The organism is Corynebacterium sp. HMSC064E07, assembly GCF_001815745.1.
Lineage (GTDB): Bacteria > Actinomycetota > Actinomycetes > Mycobacteriales > Mycobacteriaceae > Corynebacterium > Corynebacterium jeikeium_D.
On record NZ_KV821828.1, the window covers coordinates 1 to 20,552 of the forward strand.

Annotated in this window: 14 protein-coding genes and 3 tRNA genes; 16 read left to right on the forward strand and 1 reads right to left on the reverse strand. The window is 57.9% G+C overall.

The annotated features are described in order from the left end of the window. Positions 1-359: 359 nt before the first annotated feature. From HMPREF3053_RS08565 to HMPREF3053_RS08625, 13 genes are all read left to right on the forward strand, one after another. Positions 360-432: transfer RNA gene (locus tag HMPREF3053_RS08565), tRNA-Thr, on the forward strand. A gap of 39 nt (positions 433-471) precedes the next feature. Next, a tRNA-Met gene (locus HMPREF3053_RS08570) sits at positions 472-545 on the forward strand. A gap of 103 nt (positions 546-648) precedes the next feature. Beyond that, positions 649-721: transfer RNA gene (locus tag HMPREF3053_RS08575), tRNA-Trp, on the forward strand. A gap of 456 nt (positions 722-1,177) precedes the next feature. Next, the gene (gene secE / locus HMPREF3053_RS08580) at positions 1,178-1,486 is read left to right on the forward strand and encodes a preprotein translocase subunit SecE (RefSeq protein ID WP_016422041.1); all 309 of its coding nucleotides are present in this window, start codon (positions 1,178-1,180) and stop codon (positions 1,484-1,486) included. Between the two features lie 191 nt (positions 1,487-1,677). Then, the gene (gene nusG, locus HMPREF3053_RS08585) at positions 1,678-2,547 is read left to right on the forward strand and encodes a transcription termination/antitermination protein NusG (RefSeq protein WP_048732408.1); all 870 of its coding nucleotides are present in this window, start codon (positions 1,678-1,680) and stop codon (positions 2,545-2,547) included. A 338-nt stretch (positions 2,548-2,885) separates the two neighbouring features. After that, entirely contained in the window at positions 2,886-3,323 is a 438-nt protein-coding gene (gene rplK, locus HMPREF3053_RS08590) for a 50S ribosomal protein L11 (protein ID WP_016422043.1), read from the forward strand. Positions 3,324-3,424: 101 nt separating this feature from the next. Beyond that, positions 3,425-4,129 (forward strand): 50S ribosomal protein L1, encoded by a 705-nt coding sequence (rplA, locus tag HMPREF3053_RS08595; protein WP_016422044.1) that lies wholly within the window; start codon positions 3,425-3,427, stop codon positions 4,127-4,129. Between the two features lie 253 nt (positions 4,130-4,382). After that, on the forward strand, positions 4,383-5,015 hold the full coding sequence (locus HMPREF3053_RS08600; protein WP_070767573.1) for a hypothetical protein: 633 nt from the start codon (positions 4,383-4,385) through the stop codon (positions 5,013-5,015). Positions 5,016-5,402: 387 nt separating this feature from the next. Then, positions 5,403-5,915 carry a 50S ribosomal protein L10 gene (gene rplJ / locus HMPREF3053_RS08605; protein ID WP_016422046.1) on the forward strand — a complete coding sequence of 171 codons (513 nt, stop codon included), beginning with the start codon at positions 5,403-5,405 and terminating at the stop codon, positions 5,913-5,915. A gap of 124 nt (positions 5,916-6,039) precedes the next feature. Continuing rightward, a complete protein-coding gene (gene rplL / locus HMPREF3053_RS08610) occupies positions 6,040-6,423 on the forward strand; it encodes a 50S ribosomal protein L7/L12 (protein WP_038627619.1) in 384 nt (127 codons plus the stop codon). A 225-nt stretch (positions 6,424-6,648) separates the two neighbouring features. After that, complete coding sequence (locus HMPREF3053_RS08615; protein ID WP_070767574.1) at positions 6,649-7,614, forward strand: cell envelope lipid trafficking protein PgfA; 966 nt, start codon at positions 6,649-6,651, stop codon at positions 7,612-7,614. 435 nt (positions 7,615-8,049) lie between these two features. Next, positions 8,050-11,538 (forward strand): DNA-directed RNA polymerase subunit beta, encoded by a 3,489-nt coding sequence (locus tag HMPREF3053_RS08620; RefSeq protein ID WP_049190603.1) that lies wholly within the window; start codon positions 8,050-8,052, stop codon positions 11,536-11,538. 148 nt (positions 11,539-11,686) lie between these two features. After that, positions 11,687-15,658 (forward strand): DNA-directed RNA polymerase subunit beta', encoded by a 3,972-nt coding sequence (locus HMPREF3053_RS08625; protein WP_070767575.1) that lies wholly within the window; start codon positions 11,687-11,689, stop codon positions 15,656-15,658. A 253-nt stretch (positions 15,659-15,911) separates the two neighbouring features. On the opposite strand, the gene HMPREF3053_RS08630 is transcribed toward HMPREF3053_RS08625, so the two are convergent. Next, positions 15,912-16,559, reverse strand: a complete 648-nt coding sequence (locus tag HMPREF3053_RS08630) for an SDR family oxidoreductase (protein ID WP_070767576.1) — start codon at positions 16,557-16,559, stop codon at positions 15,912-15,914. 296 nt (positions 16,560-16,855) lie between these two features. Between HMPREF3053_RS08630 and HMPREF3053_RS08635 the strand changes: the two genes are divergently transcribed. The 3 genes from HMPREF3053_RS08635 (at position 16,856) to rpsL (ending at position 20,550) form a co-directional block, all read left to right on the forward strand. Further along, the gene (locus HMPREF3053_RS08635) at positions 16,856-18,394 is read left to right on the forward strand and encodes an FAD-binding oxidoreductase (RefSeq protein WP_070767577.1); all 1,539 of its coding nucleotides are present in this window, start codon (positions 16,856-16,858) and stop codon (positions 18,392-18,394) included. A 91-nt stretch (positions 18,395-18,485) separates the two neighbouring features. After that, positions 18,486-19,790, forward strand: coding sequence for an SAM-dependent methyltransferase (locus HMPREF3053_RS08640; RefSeq protein ID WP_070429873.1), 1,305 nt, complete (start codon positions 18,486-18,488; stop codon positions 19,788-19,790). A 388-nt stretch (positions 19,791-20,178) separates the two neighbouring features. Continuing rightward, the gene (gene rpsL, locus HMPREF3053_RS08645) at positions 20,179-20,550 is read left to right on the forward strand and encodes a 30S ribosomal protein S12 (protein ID WP_005509887.1); all 372 of its coding nucleotides are present in this window, start codon (positions 20,179-20,181) and stop codon (positions 20,548-20,550) included. Positions 20,551-20,552: the final 2 nt, after the last annotated feature.

The following is a 20,552-nucleotide window of genomic DNA, read 5'->3' on the forward strand; positions in this document are numbered from 1 at the left end:
CCGAATCCAGACACACTTTCTGTCGTTTAACCCGGGATGCGGGGCGGGGGTTTGGGGTAGGGGCTCGAGTGAGGGGCTCTGGATTAAGCGGGGGCAGGGGCTCGAGTTAGAGGTCAGCCACTCATCGATGAGCTATTCACTTATGGTTCCGCTGGAGCTCATCGATAAGTGAATAGATTATCCATAAGTGCGCGCCAAATGTCTGCAAACGTGACAAGAAATACCGCTGCCTACCTGCTGATTTGTGCTTAGTGGTGATTTCGGGTTAATCTTTGCAAGGCTTCACGGAGAGCACAGAGCGAAACGAAGCGGTCAACAATTGGCCACGGAGTTACGTGCTGAGTTCAACGGATGCTGATGCCCCCTTAGCTCAGTCGGCAGAGCGTTTCCATGGTAAGGAAAAGGTCGACAGTTCGATTCTGTCAGGGGGCTCTGTTCTTTTATACGGACTTATGTCCGGTAGAGAATAGGGGCGATGTAGCTCAGATGGTGAGAGCGCACGACTCATAATCGTGAGGTCGGGGGTTCGATCCCCCCCATCGCTACTACGGACAGTGATGTTCGTCGAACCCCGCCTTGATTATGCAGCAATGCAGTAAGGTGGGACATTGTCAGCTAAGGACTGAAAAGTTCTTTCGCTGGTGGTGAAGGGGCGTGGCTCAATTGGTAGAGCAGCGGTCTCCAAAACCGCAGGTTGCAGGTTCGAGTCCTGTCGCCCCTGCAAGTACCCGTCATCCAGGGCGTATGAAAATGCGTCTGGGTGGCGGGTTTTTCGTTTATGTTCGGTGGCGGTGGGGCAATGCGAGTTACTGACTGCGTTTATGACAAAAACAGCTCGAAAAATGGCTTGAAAGTGTCATAAACCCATACAGTTTCACATTTGCAGCCCCAAGTTCGCATCCCCGAGCGAGCGGCCGAAGCGAGCAGCCCGAGCGAGCAGCCCGTAGCTCTTTGGGGTTGTCAGAATCGAATCTCGAAGCCTGCGGTTCCCACGAAGGGCATTTCTTCGATAGTGTGGATTATCGGCTAGAATTTACGCACTGAACCAGACTTGCTCTGCACAGTGGGGGCTTGGCTCCGGAGAACTTCCCCGGAGTTTGCCCTTGAAGAATTCACGTTTGAGTTTCACTGTGCAGTATCTTTAGGTCTCATATGCACGAAGTAGCGAAGGAGCATCGTGTCTGAGGAAAACCAGACTTTCCAGGCGGCGGCTCGCCCGTCCGGTAAGCGCCAGGCGACGGGCGCGCAGACCACCGTGGCGAAGAAGCCTGCGCGTGAGAAGGAGACCAACGAGCTTTCGACTCGTAATCCTTTGGTTTTCATCAAGCAGGTTGTTGACGAGCTGCGCAAGGTGATTTGGCCGACCGGCCGCCAGATGGTCACCTACAGCATCATCGTGATTCTGTTCCTGATTGCCATGATCGCTCTCGTGTGGGGTGTGGACACGCTGGCCGGTCTGGGTGTCCGATCGGTGTTGGGTAAGTAATCGGTTATACTGTTTCGCAGTGATGCTTTTCATCCCGCCTCCGAGTTCCGGACGGCGGGATTATTCGTTAGCGCAGCTGGTGTCTGGCTGTGCGAAGTGATTGCGGATGGCATATTGGCTCTTAGGACTCTTTAGGCGAAGATGCCAATGTCGCGAACCGTTGATGTAGATACAAGAGGGGTTAGCACGACATGAATGATGGTCAGAATATTTTCTCCGACGCCCAGTCCGCGGATGCTGCCGCAACTGAGCAGGATGCGCAGGACGCACCGGCTCAGGTAGAAGCTCCGGCCGAGGGTGCAGTCGCAGCCGCAGCCGACGCAGCCGCAGCTGACTCTGCTGCAGCAGAAGCAGCGCCGGCAGAGGAGACTGCCGCTGACGCTGAGGCACAGGCAGCTGCTGACGCAGATGCCGAGTACCGTAAGCGCCTGCGCGAGTTCCAGCGTGAGCTCAAGCGTCGTCCGGGCGACTGGTACATCATCCAGTGCTACTCCGGCTACGAGAACAAGGTGAAGACCAACCTGGAAATGCGCGCCCAGACCATGGGTGTCGATGAGCAGATCCACGAGGTCATCGTTCCGGTTGAGGAAGTCGAAGAGCGCAAGGACGACGGCAAGAAGAAGATCGTTAAGCGCAAGCTGCTGCCGGGCTACGTTCTGGTTCGTATGAGCCTGGATGACCCGTCCTGGTCCGTCGTCCGCGACACCCCGGGTGTTACTTCCTTCGTCGGTAGCGAGGGCCAGCCGTCCAAGGTCAAGATTCGCGAGGTCGCTAAGTTCCTCATGCCGAAGGAGACCATCACCGCGGACGCCGCTGAAGAAGCTGCAAATGCTGACGGTGAGCTGGCTGTCGCAGCGGCGCCGCAGGCGGAGAAGAAGGCCGTCGCCATCGACTACGAGGTCGGCGAGTCCGTCACCATCCTGTCCGGTCCGTTCGCATCTGTGGCTGCGACCATCTCCGAGATCGACCCGGACACCGGCCGCATGAAGGCTCTGGTTTCCATCTTCGGCCGTGAGACCCCGGTCGAGCTGGGCATCGATGAGGTCGAGAAGCTGAACTAGGCCCGACCTCAAGCCAGGCGCAGAGCCAAGCGGAGAGCACCGCCAAGCCAAGCGCCGAGCAAGGCACCAGCTAGCTCGCTCGCGCAACCAATCCGGTAACGGATTTTGATGCACGCCATACGCTGCGGTAACGTAGCCAGGCGTGCATTTTTGTGCCTTGAGCACAGATGCGCCAAGTAATTCGTATCCCCGGTGGCTGGCACCAACTCGATGACCAGCGCCAGCGGCCATGATGGTCGAGGGCGCAAGGGTCGTCGTAAAGCGTCGGCATCCGGACGGGGTGAGTCGCCTTTTCATCGGGGCGGCGCGCCCCGGTAACTAGGAAGTAGGTTAATCCGATGGCTCCGAAGAAGAAGCTTTCTGCGATTATTAAGCTGCAGATTCAGGCTGGTCAGGCTAACCCGGCTCCGCCGGTTGGTCCGGCACTGGGTGCTCATGGTGTCAACATCATGGAGTTCTGCAAGGCTTACAACGCAGCAACTGAGAACCAGCGTGGCAACGTTGTCCCGGTTGAAATCTCTGTCTACGAAGACCGCTCCTTCACCTTCGTTCTGAAGACCCCGCCGGCAGCTAAGCTGCTGCTGAAGGCCGCTGGCATTCAGAAGGGCTCTGGCGTTCCGCACACCAACAAGGTCGGTTCCGTGACCTGGGAGCAGTGCAAGGAAATCGCCGAGCTGAAGAAGCCGGACCTGAACGCTAACGACATCGAGATGGGTGCACGCATCATCGCCGGTACCGCTCGTTCCATGGGCATCACCGTCGAGGGCGCTAAGTAAACCGTCAGCGTTTAGCTGCTCCTTCATCAAGTGGTAGGGCCAGCTTCGGCCCGCTATACACCACAATCCAACCATTTCACTTAATTGAGATTGGACTTTTCATGAGCAAGAACTCCAAGGCATACCGCGCCGCCGCCGAGAAGATCGACGCCGGCCGCATTTACTCTCCGCTCGAGGCCGCTAACCTGGCCAAGGAGACTTCCTCCAAGAACTACGACGCCACCATCGACGTCGCTATCCGCCTGGGCGTTGACCCGCGCAAGGCTGACCAGCTGGTTCGCGGCACTGTCTCCCTGCCGAACGGTACCGGTAAGACCGTCCGCGTTGTCGTCTTCGCTGCTGGCGAGAACGCCACCAAGGCTGAAGAGGCTGGCGCTGACTTCGTTGGCTCCGAGGAGCTGATCGAGAAGATTCAGGGCGGTTGGACCGACTTCGACGCTGCTATCGCTACCCCGGACCAGATGGCCAAGGTTGGTCGCGTGGCTCGCATCCTCGGCCCGCGTGGTCTGATGCCGAACCCGAAGACCGGCACCGTTACCCCGGATGTCGCTAAGGCTGTCACCGAGATCAAGGGCGGTAAGATTTCCTTCCGCGTTGACAAGGCTGCAAACCTGCAGGCTGTTATCGGTAAGGCTTCCTTCGACGCTGAGAAGCTGGCCGAGAACTACGGTGCGCTTATCGACGAGCTGATGCGCCTCAAGCCGTCCGCTGCTAAGGGTAAGTACCTGAAGAAGATCACCGTCTCCGCCACCAACGGCCCGGGCATCCCGGTTGACACCAGTGTGATCAAGGACTACACCGCCTAAATCAGCATCAGCCGATAGGCGAGTGTGCTCTTCACGAGTCACTCGAGAGTGACTCTGAGCAAAGCTCTTTAAAACCGCCGCCGCGCGCACTTTCCAGAGTGTGTGAGGTGGCGGTTTTGCATTGGCATAAGGGGTATCGATAGCGCGGTGGGGGCTTGGGCGCGGTAGACGTCGTAAAGCGAATTGCTAATCCAAACAACTAATCCAGGCGAAATGGACTCACAGCCAAAGTTTGTTGCTTAAAATCGCGACTATGATGTTAATTTTGGAACCCGAAGAAGGGCTGGAGGCGCTCGGCGAGATTAATCGCCTGGCGCAGCTCGACGACGGTTCCGGAATTATTGAATCGCAGCTCATCTCGTATCTCGACTCGTTGGGCGACGACGCCTATGACATGCCCTGCCTGCGCATCGCGGGACAGACTCTGCTGGGCGAGGTACTGACGGGGCTAGGGGAGGACGAGCGCGTAGCTGAGGTCCTTCGCCGCAATATCCAGGACTCTGTGGTGCTTCCGGGGATGAGTGAGGAGGAAGCTCTGCAAGCTCGGGCGGCGCAGGTCGTGGTCGTGCGGCTGTTGCGCATCATCGCGCGGATGGAGGCCGTCGAGCTGCGCAATGTCGTGGCGCAGCAGTGCCTGGCATCGCAGATCCCGCCGGTTGTGCGCGTGGCACTGACACTCACCGTGGATATTCTCGACGCCGCCAGATTGGACGCACATCCCGACGACATGGTGCGCGTGGTGCTCGACTACGCCGACCAAGTGCTCTGGCTTGCCGACGACAACCTGAATGCGTACTTTGCCGAGCTCGAGATGATTGTCCAGCAACGTGAGAAGGACCTGGAGTTCGGCCGCTTCGGAGAGCCAGGTGCGGCGCGGTTTGGATAGGCGATTTGGTTAATTGCCAGGGTCTGGTATAAAGTTTCTTCACGAAGTTTGACCGGCTTCCAATCGGTACCAACATCGAGTTGGGAAGATGGAGGTTGGTACTCAAGTTTCACCGAAGACCGTCGGTCATTCGCTTTGAAAGAAGCGGATTGAAGGTTTCATTGTAGGAATACAGTGAGCGGCCCACGCAGGAGGACTTGGAAGCGCTTGCGCAGTTTGACTTCACCTGCTGGCCTTGGGGTTGGCGGAGTTGAAGTGGAACACGCCACAAGAATTGTGCGCCCCATCCTTGTGCGAGGATTGGGGCGTTTGTTGTATTTGCGCAAAAGAATCCTTCACTTGGCCGAGCGGAAAATTGCAAAGACCAGGAAGGAGGCGAGAGTACACATGGCAGCAAATGCTGAGAAGATTGCAGCTGTTGCAGCGCTGAAGCAGGACGTTGAAGAGTCCAACGCTATCGTGCTGACTGAGTACCGCGGCCTGTCCGTTGCGGAAATCACGGAACTGCGTCGCGCCCTCGGTGCTGATGTTAAGTACTCCGTCGCCAAGAACACCATGATCAAGATCGCTGCCGACGAGGCAGGGATTGAGGGTCTTGATGAGCACCTGAACGGCCCGACTGCAGTCGCCTTCATCAAGGGCGAGGCTGTGGATGCGGCTAAGGCGATTAAGAAGTTCGCCGGTGACAACAAGAACCTCGTGATCAAGGGCGGCTACATGGACGGTGCTGCAATGGATGCAGCACAGTTCGAGGCTCTTGCGGATATGGATAACCGTGAGACCACGCTGGCAAAGCTGGCTGGTGCCTTCAACGGCGTTCTGGCGAACGTCGCTGGCCTGCTCGATGCTCCGACCTCCTCGGTTGCCCGCCTTGCTGCGGCACTCGAGGAAAAGAAGTAATCCCGAGCGGCTCGCGAACTACGCGAACTAAATCACGCGAAAAACTTTTAAATATCACTTTGACGGCTTCGACCCCAGGGATCTCTGAGGGGAGCGGCCGCACCACACTCATAGGAGAATATCCATGGCTAAGTACACCACTGAGGAACTGCTCGAGGCTTTCAAGGAAATGACCCTCGTTGAGCTCACCGAGTTCAAGAAGGCTTTCGAGGAGGAGTTCGACGTCACCGCTGCTGCTCCGGTTGCAGTTGCTGCTGCAGGCGCTGCTGGCGGCGAGGCTGCTGCTGAGGAGAAGGACGAGTTCGACGTCGTCCTCGAGGACGCTGGCGCTAAGAAGATTGGCGTTATTAAGGCTGTCCGCGAGATCGTCTCCGGCCTGGGCCTGAAGGAGGCTAAGGAGATGGTTGAGTCCGCTCCGAAGGCTATCCTGGAGGGTGCTTCCAAGGACGACGCTGAGGCTGCTAAGGCTAAGCTGGAAGAGGCTGGCGCAAAGGTCTCCCTCAAGTAATTCAGTTACTTGCTTCGGCCCCGGTAGTGGCCTAAGGCTACCAATTCTGACCGCCAATTCTGGGATTTTTACCCGGGGTTGGCGGTTCTTTTGTTTCTGGGGCCTTTGCTAACCCACCCGACCCCGGGCAAAACCTCACTAATCTCACCCGTCACAGGGAGTTGGGGGCAAAAACCAGACCACTCATTGTCTTGATTGCCCCTATTGGCCTGTAAAGTATCTAACATGCTCTCACGGCCGAGAATTTTGTCTATCCTTCTGTTGGGTCTAGGCACCGCACTGCTTGCTGCTGGCATCTTGCTGCCCAAAGTGCTCAATGTTGATCCCAAAATGCCGCTTGACCTGCCGCCGGTGTCGTACACTCTGCGGGCGGAAGACGGCGTATCCACCAGGATTAACGAAGAAGGCAAGCGGGAAGAAGTGCACTCGCCGCTGCAGCGACAGCTTCACGGCGTGCTTATCGAACCCGCCGATGCGGACAAGGTTTCGCTTCGTGTCGGTGTGACTGAAATGCGTGAGCTTCCCCCTGAGGTTATGGGCACCGACCCGCTGACGGAACTTATCGAGGCCAATATCTGGACAGTGACCATTGACCGACTCACCGGCGAGGCGCTGGCTCCTGCGACGCTCGTCGATCGCATGGCCGGCGTTCCGCGGTCTGTGGCTTTCGAGGGGAACTGGGTGAAGCTCCCGGCCGACACGGAGGAAAAAGAATACCTGATCTTTGATGATTTCCTCCACGATTCCTTGCCGGCAAAGTTTGTCGGGGAAGAGGAGCGCGGTGGCAACCGCGTTCTGCATTTCCGTCAGGATATTGAGAAGACGAATCTCGCCCAGAAGTACCGTTCTTACGTCTCTCAGCTAACTCAGGATGACAAATCCGGGTTCCTCCAGTACCAGGGCACCCGTGATTTGTGGGTTGAGCCGAAGTCTGGCTCGGTCATCGATATGGCCGAGGACATCCACCTTTGGTGGGAGACTCGCGACGGCGAGCCGATCATGGACTACCTGCGCTTCAACGGAAAGATGGACGAAGGCCTTTCCAATCAGCTTCTCTTCGGCGCAATACAGAATTTCCAGCGCCCGGCTCTAGAGCCGTGGTCAATCGGTCTCATTACGTCCGGTTCGATTCTGGTATTCATCGCAATCGTGGGCATCGTGCGTCCTTCGACCCGTCGTAAAGCAGAGTAACGCTTTACGACGGCCATAGCGCCCAGGCCTCACCCTTTATATCGGTGACGGGTGAATGCGACACGCCCGATTTGTCAAGTTGTACTAGACAACTGCCAGTTTTTGATATAGGCTAAATCGTTGCGCTGGAATTAGTGTATCTGTCGCCAGCTCTTTTATAGTTTGCGCTCGGGGCTCGGGGCTATTATGTAGCACCGTTTTTCGTGCATCTAGCTGTTAAAGGAGTTGCCGCGGCGCCGTCGTTAGGGCTCGGGGGCTCGCCTTTTAAAGGCTGGTCTTGGAGGCCAAGTGGCGGGGGAATCACTTTCGTGTGTGACCAAAGGTTAGACGCAAAGTATCCCGGTGCGCAACAGAAATAATTCCTGCAACTTGAATCGCGTATAAACCAAGCGGGCGGAGCGCACCACCGGTTGCCGGTGTGCTCCACCGCGTGAGGTGCTGGAAGGACGCATCTTGGCAGTCTCCCGCCAGACCAAGGCAGTAACCGGTATTCCCGGAGCTTCGAAGAGGTACTCGTTTGCAAAGATTCAGGAGCCGATCGCGGTTCCTGGTCTGCTCGACCTGCAGCGTGAGTCTTTCGCATGGCTCATTGGCACGCCTGAGTGGCGCGCTCGTCGCCAGGAGGAGCTCGGAGAAGACGCTCGGGTTACCAGCGGTCTCGAAGATATTCTAGAAGAGCTCTCTCCGATCGAGGACTACTCCCAGAAGATGTCTCTGACGCTGTCGGACCCATGGTTCGACTCCGTCAAGAACACCGTGGATGAGTCCAAGGATAAGGACATCAACTACTCGGCTCCCCTCTACGTCACCGCGGAGTTCACCAACCGCGAGACCGGTGAGATTAAGAGCCAGACTGTCTTCATCGGCGACTTCCCGATGATGACGGATAAGGGTACGTTCATCGTCAACGGAACTGAGCGTGTCGTTGTTTCTCAGCTGGTGCGCTCTCCGGGCGTCTACTTCGATGAGACCATCGACAAGTCCACCGAGCGCCCGCTGCACTCGGTGAAGATTATTCCGTCGCGCGGTGCGTGGCTGGAGTTCGACGTCGACAAGCGGGACACCGTCGGCGTTCGTATTGACCGTAAGCGTCGCCAGCCGGTCACGGTTCTGCTGAAGGCTTTCGGCTGGACCACTGAGGAAATCAAGGAGCGCTTCGGCTTCTCTGAGATTATGATGGCCACCCTGGAGAAGGACGGTGTTGCAAACACCGACGAGGCTCTGCTGGAGATTTACCGCAAGCAGCGCCCGGGTGAGCCGCCGACGCGCGAGTCCGCGCTGGCTCTGCTGGAGAACAACTTCTTCAAGCCGAAGCGCTACGACCTGGCCAAGGTCGGTCGCTACAAGGTCAACCGCAAGCTGGGCCTGGGCACTGAGGTCTCTGGCGAGATGGTCCTGACCGAACAGGATATCGCTACCACCATTGAATACCTCGTGCGCCTGCACGACGGCGAGAATGTTATGACCTCGCCGGAAGGGGTCGAGATCCCGGTTGAGACCGACGATATCGACCACTTCGGTAACCGTCGTCTGCGTACCGTAGGCGAGCTGATTCAGAACCAGGTTCGCGTGGGTCTGTCCCGCATGGAACGCGTGGTTCGTGAGCGCATGACCACTCAGGACGTGGAGTCGATCCAGCCGACCACTCTGATTAACGTGCGCCCGGTCTCCGCGGCTATCCGTGAGTTCTTCGGTACTTCCCAGCTGTCCCAGTTCATGGACCAGAACAACTCGCTGTCGGGTCTGACCCACAAGCGTCGTCTGTCCGCACTGGGGCCGGGTGGTCTGACCCGTGACCGTGCTGGTCTCGAGGTTCGAGACGTTCACCCGTCCCACTACGGCCGCATGTGTCCAATTGAGACCCCAGAGGGTCCGAACATTGGCCTGATTGGTTCGCTGTCCTGCTACGCACGCGTGAACCCGTTCGGTTTCATTGAGACTCCGTACCGCCGCGTCCGCGATGGTGTCATCACCGACGAGGTCGACTACCTCACCGCTGATGAGGAAGACCGCTACGTCGTCGCGCAGGCTAACACCCCGATTGATGAGAACGGCCGCTTCGTTCAGGAGACCCTGTCTGTTCGTAAGAAGGGTGGTGACGTCGAGTCCGTCCGCGCCGATGAGGTCGACTACCTCGATGTTTCCCCGCGTCAGATGGTCTCCGTGGCTACTGCCATGATTCCGTTCCTCGAGCACGATGACGCTAACCGTGCCCTGATGGGTGCGAACATGCAGCGCCAGGCTGTGCCGCTGCTGCGTTCGGAGGCTCCGTTCGTCGGTACCGGTATGGAGCAGCGTGCTGCTTACGACGCGGGCGATGTCATTGTCGCTTCGGCCACCGGTGTGGTCGAGACCGTGTCGGCAGACTTCATCACCATCATGGACGATGAGGGCCAGCGCCACACCTACCTGCTGCGCAAGTTCGAGCGCACCAACCAGGGCACCTGCTACAACCAGAAGCCACTGGTTGACGAGGGCCAGCGTGTTGAGGCCGGCCAGGTCATCGCTGACGGTCCGGGTACCGACAACGGTGAGATGGCACTTGGTAAGAACCTGCTCGTGGCATTCATGCCGTGGGAAGGTCACAACTACGAGGACGCCATCATCCTGAACCAGCGCATGGTTGAGGAGGACATCCTGACCTCGATTCACATCGAGGAGCACGAGATTGACGCCCGCGACACCAAGCTGGGTCCGGAGGAAATCACCCGTGACATCCCGAACGCGTCCGAGGAGATGCTGAAGGATCTGGATGACCGCGGTATCGTCCGCATCGGTGCCGACGTTCGCGATGGTGACATCCTGGTCGCTAAGACCACGCCGAAGGGCGAGACTGAGCTGACTCCGGAGGAGCGCCTGCTGCGCGCTATCTTCGGCGAGAAGTCCCGTGAGGTCCGTGACACTTCCATGCGTGTTCCGCACGGTGAGTCCGGCAAGGTCATCGGCGTCCGCGTCTTCTCCCGTGAAGACGATGACGACCTGGCACCGGGTGTCAACGAGATGGTCCGCGTGTACGTTGCGCAGAAGCGCAAGATCCAGGACGGCGACAAGATGGCAGGTCGCCACGGTAACAAGGGCGTTATCGGCAAGATTCTGCCGCAGGAGGACATGCCGTTCCTGCCTGACGGCACCCCGGTCGACATCATTCTGAACACCCACGGTGTTCCGCGTCGTATGAACATCGGCCAGGTTCTCGAGGTTCACCTCGGCTGGCTGGCGAAGGCCGGCTGGAGCATTGAGGGCGACCCGGATTGGGCTAAGCGTCTTCCGGCCGACCTGCACGACGTTCCGTCCGACTCCCTGGTTGCAACCCCAGTGTTCGACGGTGCTGAGAACGAGGAGCTCGCTGGTCTGCTCGCGTCGTCCCGCCCGAACCGTGACGGCGAGGTGCTGGTCAACGCTGACGGTAAGGCCACGCTGTTCGACGGCCGCTCTGGCGAGAAGTTCCCGTTCCCGGTTTCGGTGGGCTACATGTACATGCTGAAGCTGCACCACCTGGTCGACGAGAAGATTCACGCTCGCTCCACCGGTCCGTACTCCATGATTACCCAGCAGCCGCTGGGTGGTAAGGCTCAGTTCGGTGGTCAGCGCTTCGGTGAGATGGAGGTGTGGGCAATGCAGGCATACGGCGCTGCCTACACCCTGCAGGAGCTGCTCACCATCAAGTCCGATGACGTGGTTGGCCGCGTCAAGGTCTACGAGGCAATCGTGAAGGGCGACAACATTCCGGATCCGGGTATTCCGGAGTCGTTCAAGGTGCTTCTGAAGGAACTGCAGTCGCTCTGCCTGAACGTTGAGGTCCTTTCGGCCGACGGCGTTCCGGTTGAGTTGGGCTCCTCCGACGATGAGGAACTCGACCACGCGACCGCTTCCCTCGGCATTAACCTGTCCCGCGATGAGCGTTCCGACGCTGACTCCGCATAGTTTCTCGCTTCACGACGAAACATTGCGTGAGTATCAGGGTCGGGAAGCCCTAACTCGCGAATAACCCAACACAGACGACAACGTACAAAAACCTCCGCAGAGAATTTGGTTTCCGCATTACTTCGATGCGGAGGGAAAGGGAAAACAGGTGCTCGACGTCAACAACTTTGACGAGCTCCGGATTGGGCTCGCTACCGCCGACGACATCCGCCGCTGGTCTCGCGGTGAGGTCAAGAAGCCCGAGACGATTAACTACCGTACGCTGAAGCCGGAAAAGGATGGCCTTTTCTGTGAGCGTATCTTCGGCCCGACCCGTGACTGGGAGTGTGCTTGTGGTAAGTACAAGCGCGTTCGCTTCAAGGGCATCATCTGTGAACGCTGTGGCGTTGAGGTGACCAAGTCGAAGGTTCGCCGTGAGCGCATGGGCCACATTGAGCTGGCCGCTCCGGTCACTCACATCTGGTACTTCAAGGGTGTGCCGTCCCGCCTCGGCTACCTGCTCGACCTGGCTCCGAAGGATTTGGAAAAGATCATCTACTTCGCTGCCAACATCATCACCTCCGTGGATGAAGAGGCTCGCCACAACGACCAGGAAACCCTCGAAGCAGACATGCTCGTGGACAAGAAGCTGGTTGAGGACGATCGCGACCAGGAGCTGGCCGAGCGTGCCCAGACCCTGGAAGAGGATCTGGCTGAACTCGAGGCAGCGGGTGCCAAGGCTGATGCCCGTAAGAAGGTTCAGTCTGCAGCCGAGCGCGAGATGCGCCACATCCGTGAGCGCGCCCAGCGCGAGCTGGATCGTCTCGACGAGATTTGGAACACCTTCATCAAGCTTGAGCCGAAGCAGATGATTATCGACGAGGGCATTTACACCGAGCTCGTCGACCGCTACGAGGATTACTTCACCGGTGGTATGGGTGCTGAGGCTATTCAGACCCTGATCCGCAACTTCGACCTGGCCAAGGAGGCCGAGGAGCTGCGCGAGATTATTCGCGACGGCAAGGGTCAAAAGAAGATGCGCGCCCTGAAGCGCCTGAAGGTTGTCACTGCATTCCTGCAGTCCGGCAACGATCCGGCCGCTATGGTGCTCGACTGCATCCCGGTGATCCCACCGGAGCTGCGCCCGATGGTCCAGCTCGACGGTGGCCGCTTTGCGACCTCCGACCTGAACGACCTCTACCGTCGTGTCATCAACCGCAACAACCGCCTGAAGCGCATGATTGACCTCGGCGCTCCGGAGATCATCGTCAACAACGAGAAGCGCATGCTTCAGGAATCCGTTGACGCACTGTTCGACAACGGTCGTCGCGGTCGTCCGGTCACTGGTCCGGGTAACCGCCCGCTGAAGTCCCTGAGCGACCTGCTCAAGGGTAAGCAGGGTCGTTTCCGTCAGAACCTGCTGGGTAAGCGTGTGGACTACTCCGGTCGTTCGGTTATTATCGTCGGCCCGCAGCTGAAGCTGCACCAGTGTGGTCTGCCGAAGCTGATGGCTCTTGAGCTGTTCAAGCCGTTCGTTATGAAGGAGCTCGTGGCCAAGAGCTACGCGCAGAACATCAAGAGCGCGAAGCGCATGGTTGAGCGTCAGCGCCCAGAGGTGTGGGACGTCCTCGAAGATGTCATTACCGGACACCCGGTCCTGCTGAACCGTGCACCTACGCTGCACCGCCTGGGTATTCAGGCGTTCGAGCCGGTCCTGGTTGAGGGTAAGGCAATTCAGCTGCACCCACTGGCATGTGAGGCTTTCAACGCCGACTTCGACGGTGACCAGATGGCAGTTCACCTGCCGCTGTCCGCTGAGGCACAGGCAGAGGCTCGCGTCCTGATGCTGTCCTCGAACAACATTCTGTCGCCGGCTTCCGGTAAGCCGCTGGCTATGCCGCGTCTGGATATGGTCACTGGCCTGTACTTCCTGACGTTGGAGAAGCCGGAGCTGCCGGGTGGCCACCAGGATGCCACCGAGGACGCACCGGAGCAGGGTATTTACACCAGCCCGGCCGAGGCCATCATGGCTTACGACCGCGGTGCAATTGGCCTGCAGAGCCCGATTAAGGTGCGCATCAGCCACCTGCGTCCGCCGGCTGAGATTGAGGCCGAGCAGTTCCCAGATGGTTGGAACAAGGGCGATACCTGGCTGGCTTCGACCACGCTTGGCCGCGTTATGTTCAACGACCTGCTGCCGTGGAACTACCCATACGTCGAAGGCGTCATGGCTAAGAAGCCGCAGGCCGCGATCATCAACGACTTGGCTGCAAAGTACCCGATGATTACGGTCGCTCAGACCGTCGACAAGCTCAAGGATGCTGGTTTCTACTGGGCTACCCGTTCTGGTGTCACCATTGCTATGTCTGACGTGCTGGTCCTCCCGAACAAGCGTGAGATCCTGAACGGCTACGAAGAGAAGGCCGCCACGGTGGAGAAGAAGTTCCGCCGCGGTAAGCTCTCGGCTGCTGAGCGTCACGAGTCGCTGGTTAACCTGTGGAAGGCCGCGACCTCTGAGGTCGGTGAAAAGGTCGAGGCTCTGTACCCGGATGACAACCCGATTCCAATGATCGTGAAGTCGGGTGCTGCCGGTAACATGGGCCAGATTCACTCGCTGGCCGGCATGAAGGGCATGGTCACGAACCCGCGTGGTGAGTACATCACCCGCCCGATTAAGACCTCCTTCCGCGAAGGCCTGTCGGTTCTCGAGTACTTCAACAACTCGCACGGTTCCCGTAAGGGCCTGGCCGATACCGCGCTTCGTACCGCTGACTCGGGTTACCTGACCCGTCGTCTGGTCGACGTTGCGCAGGACGTCATCGTTCGCGAAGAAGACTGTGGCACCCACGACGGTGTCATTGTCGAGATCGGCGAGGATGTCCTGGACGCAACCGGCAACCCGACCGGCGAGATCCGTCGTGCGAAGTACGTCGAGACCGCCGCGATCGCTCGTGTGCTGGCAGCCGATGTCACCGACGCTGAGGGCAATGTCCTTATCGAGGCTGACACCGACCTGAACGACGACCACATCACCCTGGCTCTCAGCCACGGTGTCAAGGAAGTCAAGGTCCGCTCGGTTCTGACCTGCTCCACCGCAACCGGTGTCTGTGCCAAGTGCTACGGTCGCTCGATGGCAACCGGCAAGCTGGTCGACATCGGAGAGGCTGTCGGTATTGTCGCTGCGCAGTCCATTGGTGAGCCGGGTACCCAGCTGACCATGCGTACGTTCCACCAGGGTGGTGTCGGTGGCGACATTACCGGTGGTCTGCCGCGTGTCCAGGAGCTGTTCGAGGCCCGCGTGCCAAAGAACAAGGCTCCGCTGGTCCGCGAAAACGGACGCGTGCGCCTGGAAGAGGATGAGCACTTCTACACGCTCACCCTCATCCCGGATGCCAACAGCGAGGACGAGGTCGTCTACGACAAGCTGTCCAAGCGTCAGGGCCTTGCTGAAATCACCGTCGATGGCCGTCGTCGCGCCATCCGCGATGGTGACCATGTGGTCAAGGGACAGCAGCTGCTCAAGGGCGCTGCCGATCCGCACGAGGTCCTCGAGGTCCTGGGTCGCCGAGGCGTTCAGCGTCACCTCATCGAGGAAGTCCAGTCGGTCTACCGTGACCAGGGTGTGGCCATTCACGACAAGCACATCGAGGTTATCGTCAGCCAGATGCTGCGCCGCGTGATTGTGTCTAAGCCGGGTGACTCCGACCTGCTGCCAGGTGCACTGGTCGAGCGCTCCACGGTCATGGCTAAGAACCGCGAGATTGTTGCCTCCGGTGGCAGCGTCATCGAGGGTCGTCGCGTGCTGATGGGTATTACCAAGGCATCGCTGGCCACCGAGTCCTGGCTGTCCGCCGCCTCCTTCCAGGAGACGACGCGCGTGCTTACCGACGCCGCTATCAACAAGCGCTCGGATAAGCTCATCGGCCTGAAGGAGAACGTGATCATCGGTAAGCTGATCCCGGCTGGTACGGGTATCTCGCGCTACCGCAACATCACGGTTGAGCCGACTGAGGAAGCTGCCCGCCAGGCAGCCGCCCCGTTCGCTTCCTTCGGTGAGGGCTTCTACGGCGCTGAGGACACCTACGGCATCGACCAGGTCGGTTCCGCAGTTCCGCTGGATGACATCGGAACCTTCGAGTAAAAACCAATAGCTTTGCGGCAGTGGCTGGGGAGCGGGAGAATTCCCTCGGTCACTGTCGGGCAAAGCACCTCGCCTGACAGTTGGGGCTTCGTGCGCTAACTGTTAGGTGGCAACCGGAAAAATCCTCCGGCACAGTTGTGGCTTACTAGCAGCTTGCTAGTTCGTCACGGTTGTGCCGGAGGATTTTTCTTTGTCAGGAGTTAGCGGTTTCCAAGAAGATGAGAGCTAATTATGTACCGCTCTCGGATGTCGCTTAAGCCTTGAGTGCCTCCGAAATCGGAGTGTTGCCCTCGTTGAAGTTGATCATGCGACGAACAGTGGCGTCGTTGAATACGGTCTGTGCGATGACATTGGCGACGGTCGCGCGAGCGACCTTGCCTGCCTTAGTTGCAGCAGTGTCGATGGAATCCGGACCCTTATCAAGGGTAAGTGTGCTTGGGCCGAGAATGGTCCATTCGAGGTCTGACGCGCGCAGCGCTTCGTCGGCTGCAGCCTTGGACTCGGCATAGGCAAAGAAGCTGTGATCCTCTGGAACGCCATGGTCGTGACCCGCACCAAAGTAGGAGACCATGACGTAGCGCTTAACGCCAGCCTGCTCGGCTGCGGCAATCGAAGTAATAGCTGCGTCGCGGTCGATCGCGTACGTCCGTTCTGGTGAACCTCCACCAGCGCCGGCGGACCAAATCACAGCGTCGTGCCCGCGCAGGAGGTCCGCAAACTGCTCGGTCGAGAGACTGGTGATGTCGTAAACGGCTGGAGTGGCACCGAGAGCCTCGATATCCGGAACCTGGTCGGGGTTGCGAATAACAGACGTGACCTCGTAGCCATCGGAGATAAGTAGGGGAGTAGCGATTTGGGCCACCTTGCCGTGGCCGCCAATGACAATAACCTTCTTAGACATGTCCCCACCTATACGCTGTCAGTACACTGCTGGCAATGAAGAAGGCATTCGCCTGTGGTGAGCATGGCGAAATTCTGTTTCATACCGCATTCGGTCGCCACCCCTTTTAAAGGGTAAGCCGACTGGACACTAAGGTTACCCATAGCAAGTTATAGATATAGAGGTAAATCCCCTTTTCAGGCGATGAATTGCTCTCCACGGAGAATGCAAAGTTTGGTGGCTTCCCACGAAGATGCGAAAAACAATCCGTCAACTTGCATAGAAGTCACCCAAGACCTGCGGTTACGGTAGCTTTCATGGCTCATCAACAGAATCCTGGTGTTGGCACTGTCCCTCGTTTAGCCGGAAGGCTCACTGCCGCGGCAGCAAAGCTGGCACCAGGGCGGGGGATTGACCAGGTCTGTGTTGAACCGGTGGGCTGGTACGCGCATGAGCAGGGAGTGCAGAAACTTCTGGAGAGTTTTCAATCTATTCCCGTCGATAAGCGAGTGCGGTTGGCGAAGCAAACGTCGAACCTTTTTCGGACCCGCAGTGAAACCGATGTTCCTGGCCTCGATGTCAGTGGCCTCGGTGGGGTAGTGGCCGTTGACCCTGTTGCAAAGACTGCCGATGTGCAGGGAATGTGCACGTACGAAGACTTGGTGGATGCCACCTTGCCCTATGGGCTCATGCCCTTTGTAATCCCTGAACTGAAGACAATCACGCTCGGCGGAGCTGTCACAGGCATGGGCGTAGAGTCCACAGCGTTTCGCAATGGTCTGCCGCATGAATCGGTCCTGGAAATGGATATTCTGACGGGCACTGGCGAGATTATTACCTGCTCTCGTACTGAAAATGTGGACCTGTTCCGTGGCTTTCCTAATTCCTATGGGTCGCTCGGGTACGTCGTGAGACTAAAGATTGAGCTGGAAGAAGTACTGCCGTACGTTGAACTCCGGCACGTGCGATGCCACTCCACAACAGAGGCGGCTGAAAAGCTCGCAACCGTTGTCGCCGAGAAGGAATACCAAGGCGAACCCGTTGATTTTCTTGATGGTGTGGCGTTCTCGCCGGAAGAAATCTACCTTGTGCTCGGCCGTAAGACGGAGGAAGAAGGTCCTGTCTCGGACTACACCCGGGACAAGGTTTACTACCGCTCGCTCCAGCATCCATCGGGAATCACCCGAGATCGTCTCACCATTCGCGATTACATCTGGCGCTGGGATGTTGACTGGTTCTGGTGCTCTCGAGCTTTTGGAACCCAGAATCCGACAGTGCGGGCTATGTGGCCGCGAGAGCTCAAGCGTTCGTCTTTCTATTGGAAGCTGGTTGGACTCGATAAGAAATATGACCTTGAGAACAAGATGAAGGCTCGGAAGGGCCTGCCAGCTAACGAGCGCGTCGTTCAGGATATCGAAGTCACTGTCGACCGACTGGCTGAGTTTTTGGATTGGTTCTTCGAAGCTTGCGATATCCAGCCAGTGTGGATGTGCCCAATCCACCTTCGGGAAGGTTCAGAGAATCTGATTGGTGGCGGTGACAAATTAGCCGATAGTGACAGCCCGTGGCCGCTCTATCCGCTTGATCCCGAGACCACCTGGGTCAACGTGGGGTTCTGGTCAGCAGTGCCAATAAATTTGGTGCCCGGCGATTCGCGTCCCGGCGCCTTTAACCGGGTCATCGAGGAAAAGGTCAGTGAATTGGGTGGCCATAAGTCACTGTATTCCGAGGCTTTCTATTCGCCGGAGCAGTTTGAAGAGCTCTATGGAGGCGGTCTGCCCGACGAGCTCAAGGAAATCTACGATCCCAACTCGCGCTTCCCGCGCCTTTATGACAAGACCGTTGCTGGCGCTTAAATCAATCGCAACGCCGAGTGTTTAACCCTGCGCCGACGTCTAAAACAAAAACAGATCACTTAGCCACATCTTTCAAAGATAAGGACTCATCATGGCGTTTACTCCAATGACCGTTGCAGAGATCTTTGAGGCCTTCATCGATACTTCGGAAAAGCCACTGCCGCTGCGTTTGACTGCTTTCGACGGTTCGGCGGCAGGCCCGGAGGATGCGAAAGTAGGCATCAACGTACGCTCGCGCGACGTTTTGAACTACATCGTGACTCATCTGCGTGACGATGTCGGCTTTGGGCGAGCATTCGTTACCGGTGAACTGGAACTGACCCGTGTGAGCCTCGGGCACCCCATCGAGGCCTTCGGGGCGCTGATGGATCTGCATGATCAATTCGAGGTTCCACCTGCTGCAACTTTGGCAAAGGTCGTCCGCTCGCTACGGGCGATGGGGCTGCCGTATGTTCCTGAAATCCCGGAGATCGAGCGCACCGCATGGTGGAAGAAGCGCCTGCACAACGGTCTGGCTCGCCATTCTAAGGAACGCGACGCAGAGTCAATCTCTTCGCATTACGACGTGAGCAATGAATTCTATGAGTTCCTACTCGGCCCGTCGATGACGTACACCTGTGCGTACTATCCGAATGAAGACTCTACGCTTGAAGAGGCTCAAGAGAACAAGTATCGCCTCGTGTTCGATAAGTTGCGTCTGAAGGAAGGCGACCGGCTTCTCGACGTTGGCTGCGGTTGGGGCGGCATGGTTCTCTATGCAGCTAGGCGCGGAGTGAAGGCGATTGGCGTGACTCTCTCCGAACAGCAGGCAGAGTGGGCACAGGCGAAGATCAAGGAAGAAGGTCTCGAGCACCTCGCCGAGGTGCGTTTCCAGGATTACCGAGATGTCGCCGAGCAGAACTTCGATGCCATCTCTGCGATTGGCATCCTGGAGCACATTGGCGTTAAGAACTACCGGAGCTTCTTTGGTTTCCTTTACGGGAAGCTGAAGGAGGGCGGTTTGATGCTCAACCATTGCATTACTTACTGGGATAATCACCGCACCCGCAAGGGCACCTTCATTGATCGCTACATCTTCCCTGACGGCGAGCTCACTGGCGTTGGCACAATCATGCATGCCATGCAGGACCAGGGATTCGAGATGGTCGATCAGCAGAACCTTCGTTTTGACTATGCTCGCACTCTCAACGACTGGTGCGAAAACCTGGAGAACGACTGGGATAAGGCAGTTGAGCTTGTCGGAGAACAGACGGCGAAGTTGTGGGGCATGTACATGGCCGGCTCGGAATACAATTTCCGTCACAACGCCATCCAGCTGCATCAGGTGCTGGGAGTTAAGTTGCTGCCTGACGGCTCCCGCGGCGATGTTCCCGAGCGACAGTGGTGGGAGGATTAGAGACTCCAGTGGCGCGAGAGGTCGTGGGGTGAGGCGCGCCGCGCTTTACGACGAAAATTTGGTCGCAAACCGGAGTTGTACTCAAAGTGCTTGAAATTTATAGGCCATTACCAGGGTGTTTGGACTAAATCCGCAGCTCGCGTACTGTTATACAACGATCCCAGAAAAGAATTGGGAACTTGAGACATTACCCAGTAGGCCAGCGAGAGCGGCTGACTGGGTTTCGCACGTTCAAAATCCCTCCATTTCTTGCGTTCAACCGATGGGCTCACCACTGGATGAGTAATAACTTTTCTTGTGATGCATTCACACGGAAGGTGGTTACTCCGCTGCGGTTGGCATCGGGCGTGAGAATGTCCAGCGAGGATTGAAAACAGAAAGAGGCTTCATGCCCACTATTCAGCAGCTGGTCCGCAAGGGCCGCCATGACAAAAAGGCTAAGGTTGCAACCGCAGCTCTGAAGGGTTCCCCTCAGCGCCGCGGCGTTTGCACCCGTGTTTACACCACCACCCCGAAGAAGCCGAACTCGGCTCTTCGTAAGGTCGCTCGTGTTCGCCTGACCTCCGGTATCGAGGTTTCGGCTTACATTCCGGGTGAGGGCCACAACCTGCAGGAGCACTCCATGGTGCTTGTTCGCGGTGGTCGTGTTAAGGACCTCCCGGGTGTCCGCTACAAGATCGTCCGTGGTTCCCTCGACACCCAGGGTGTCAAGGACCGCAAGCAGGCTCGTTCCCGCTACGGCGCAAAGAAGGAGAAGTAAGC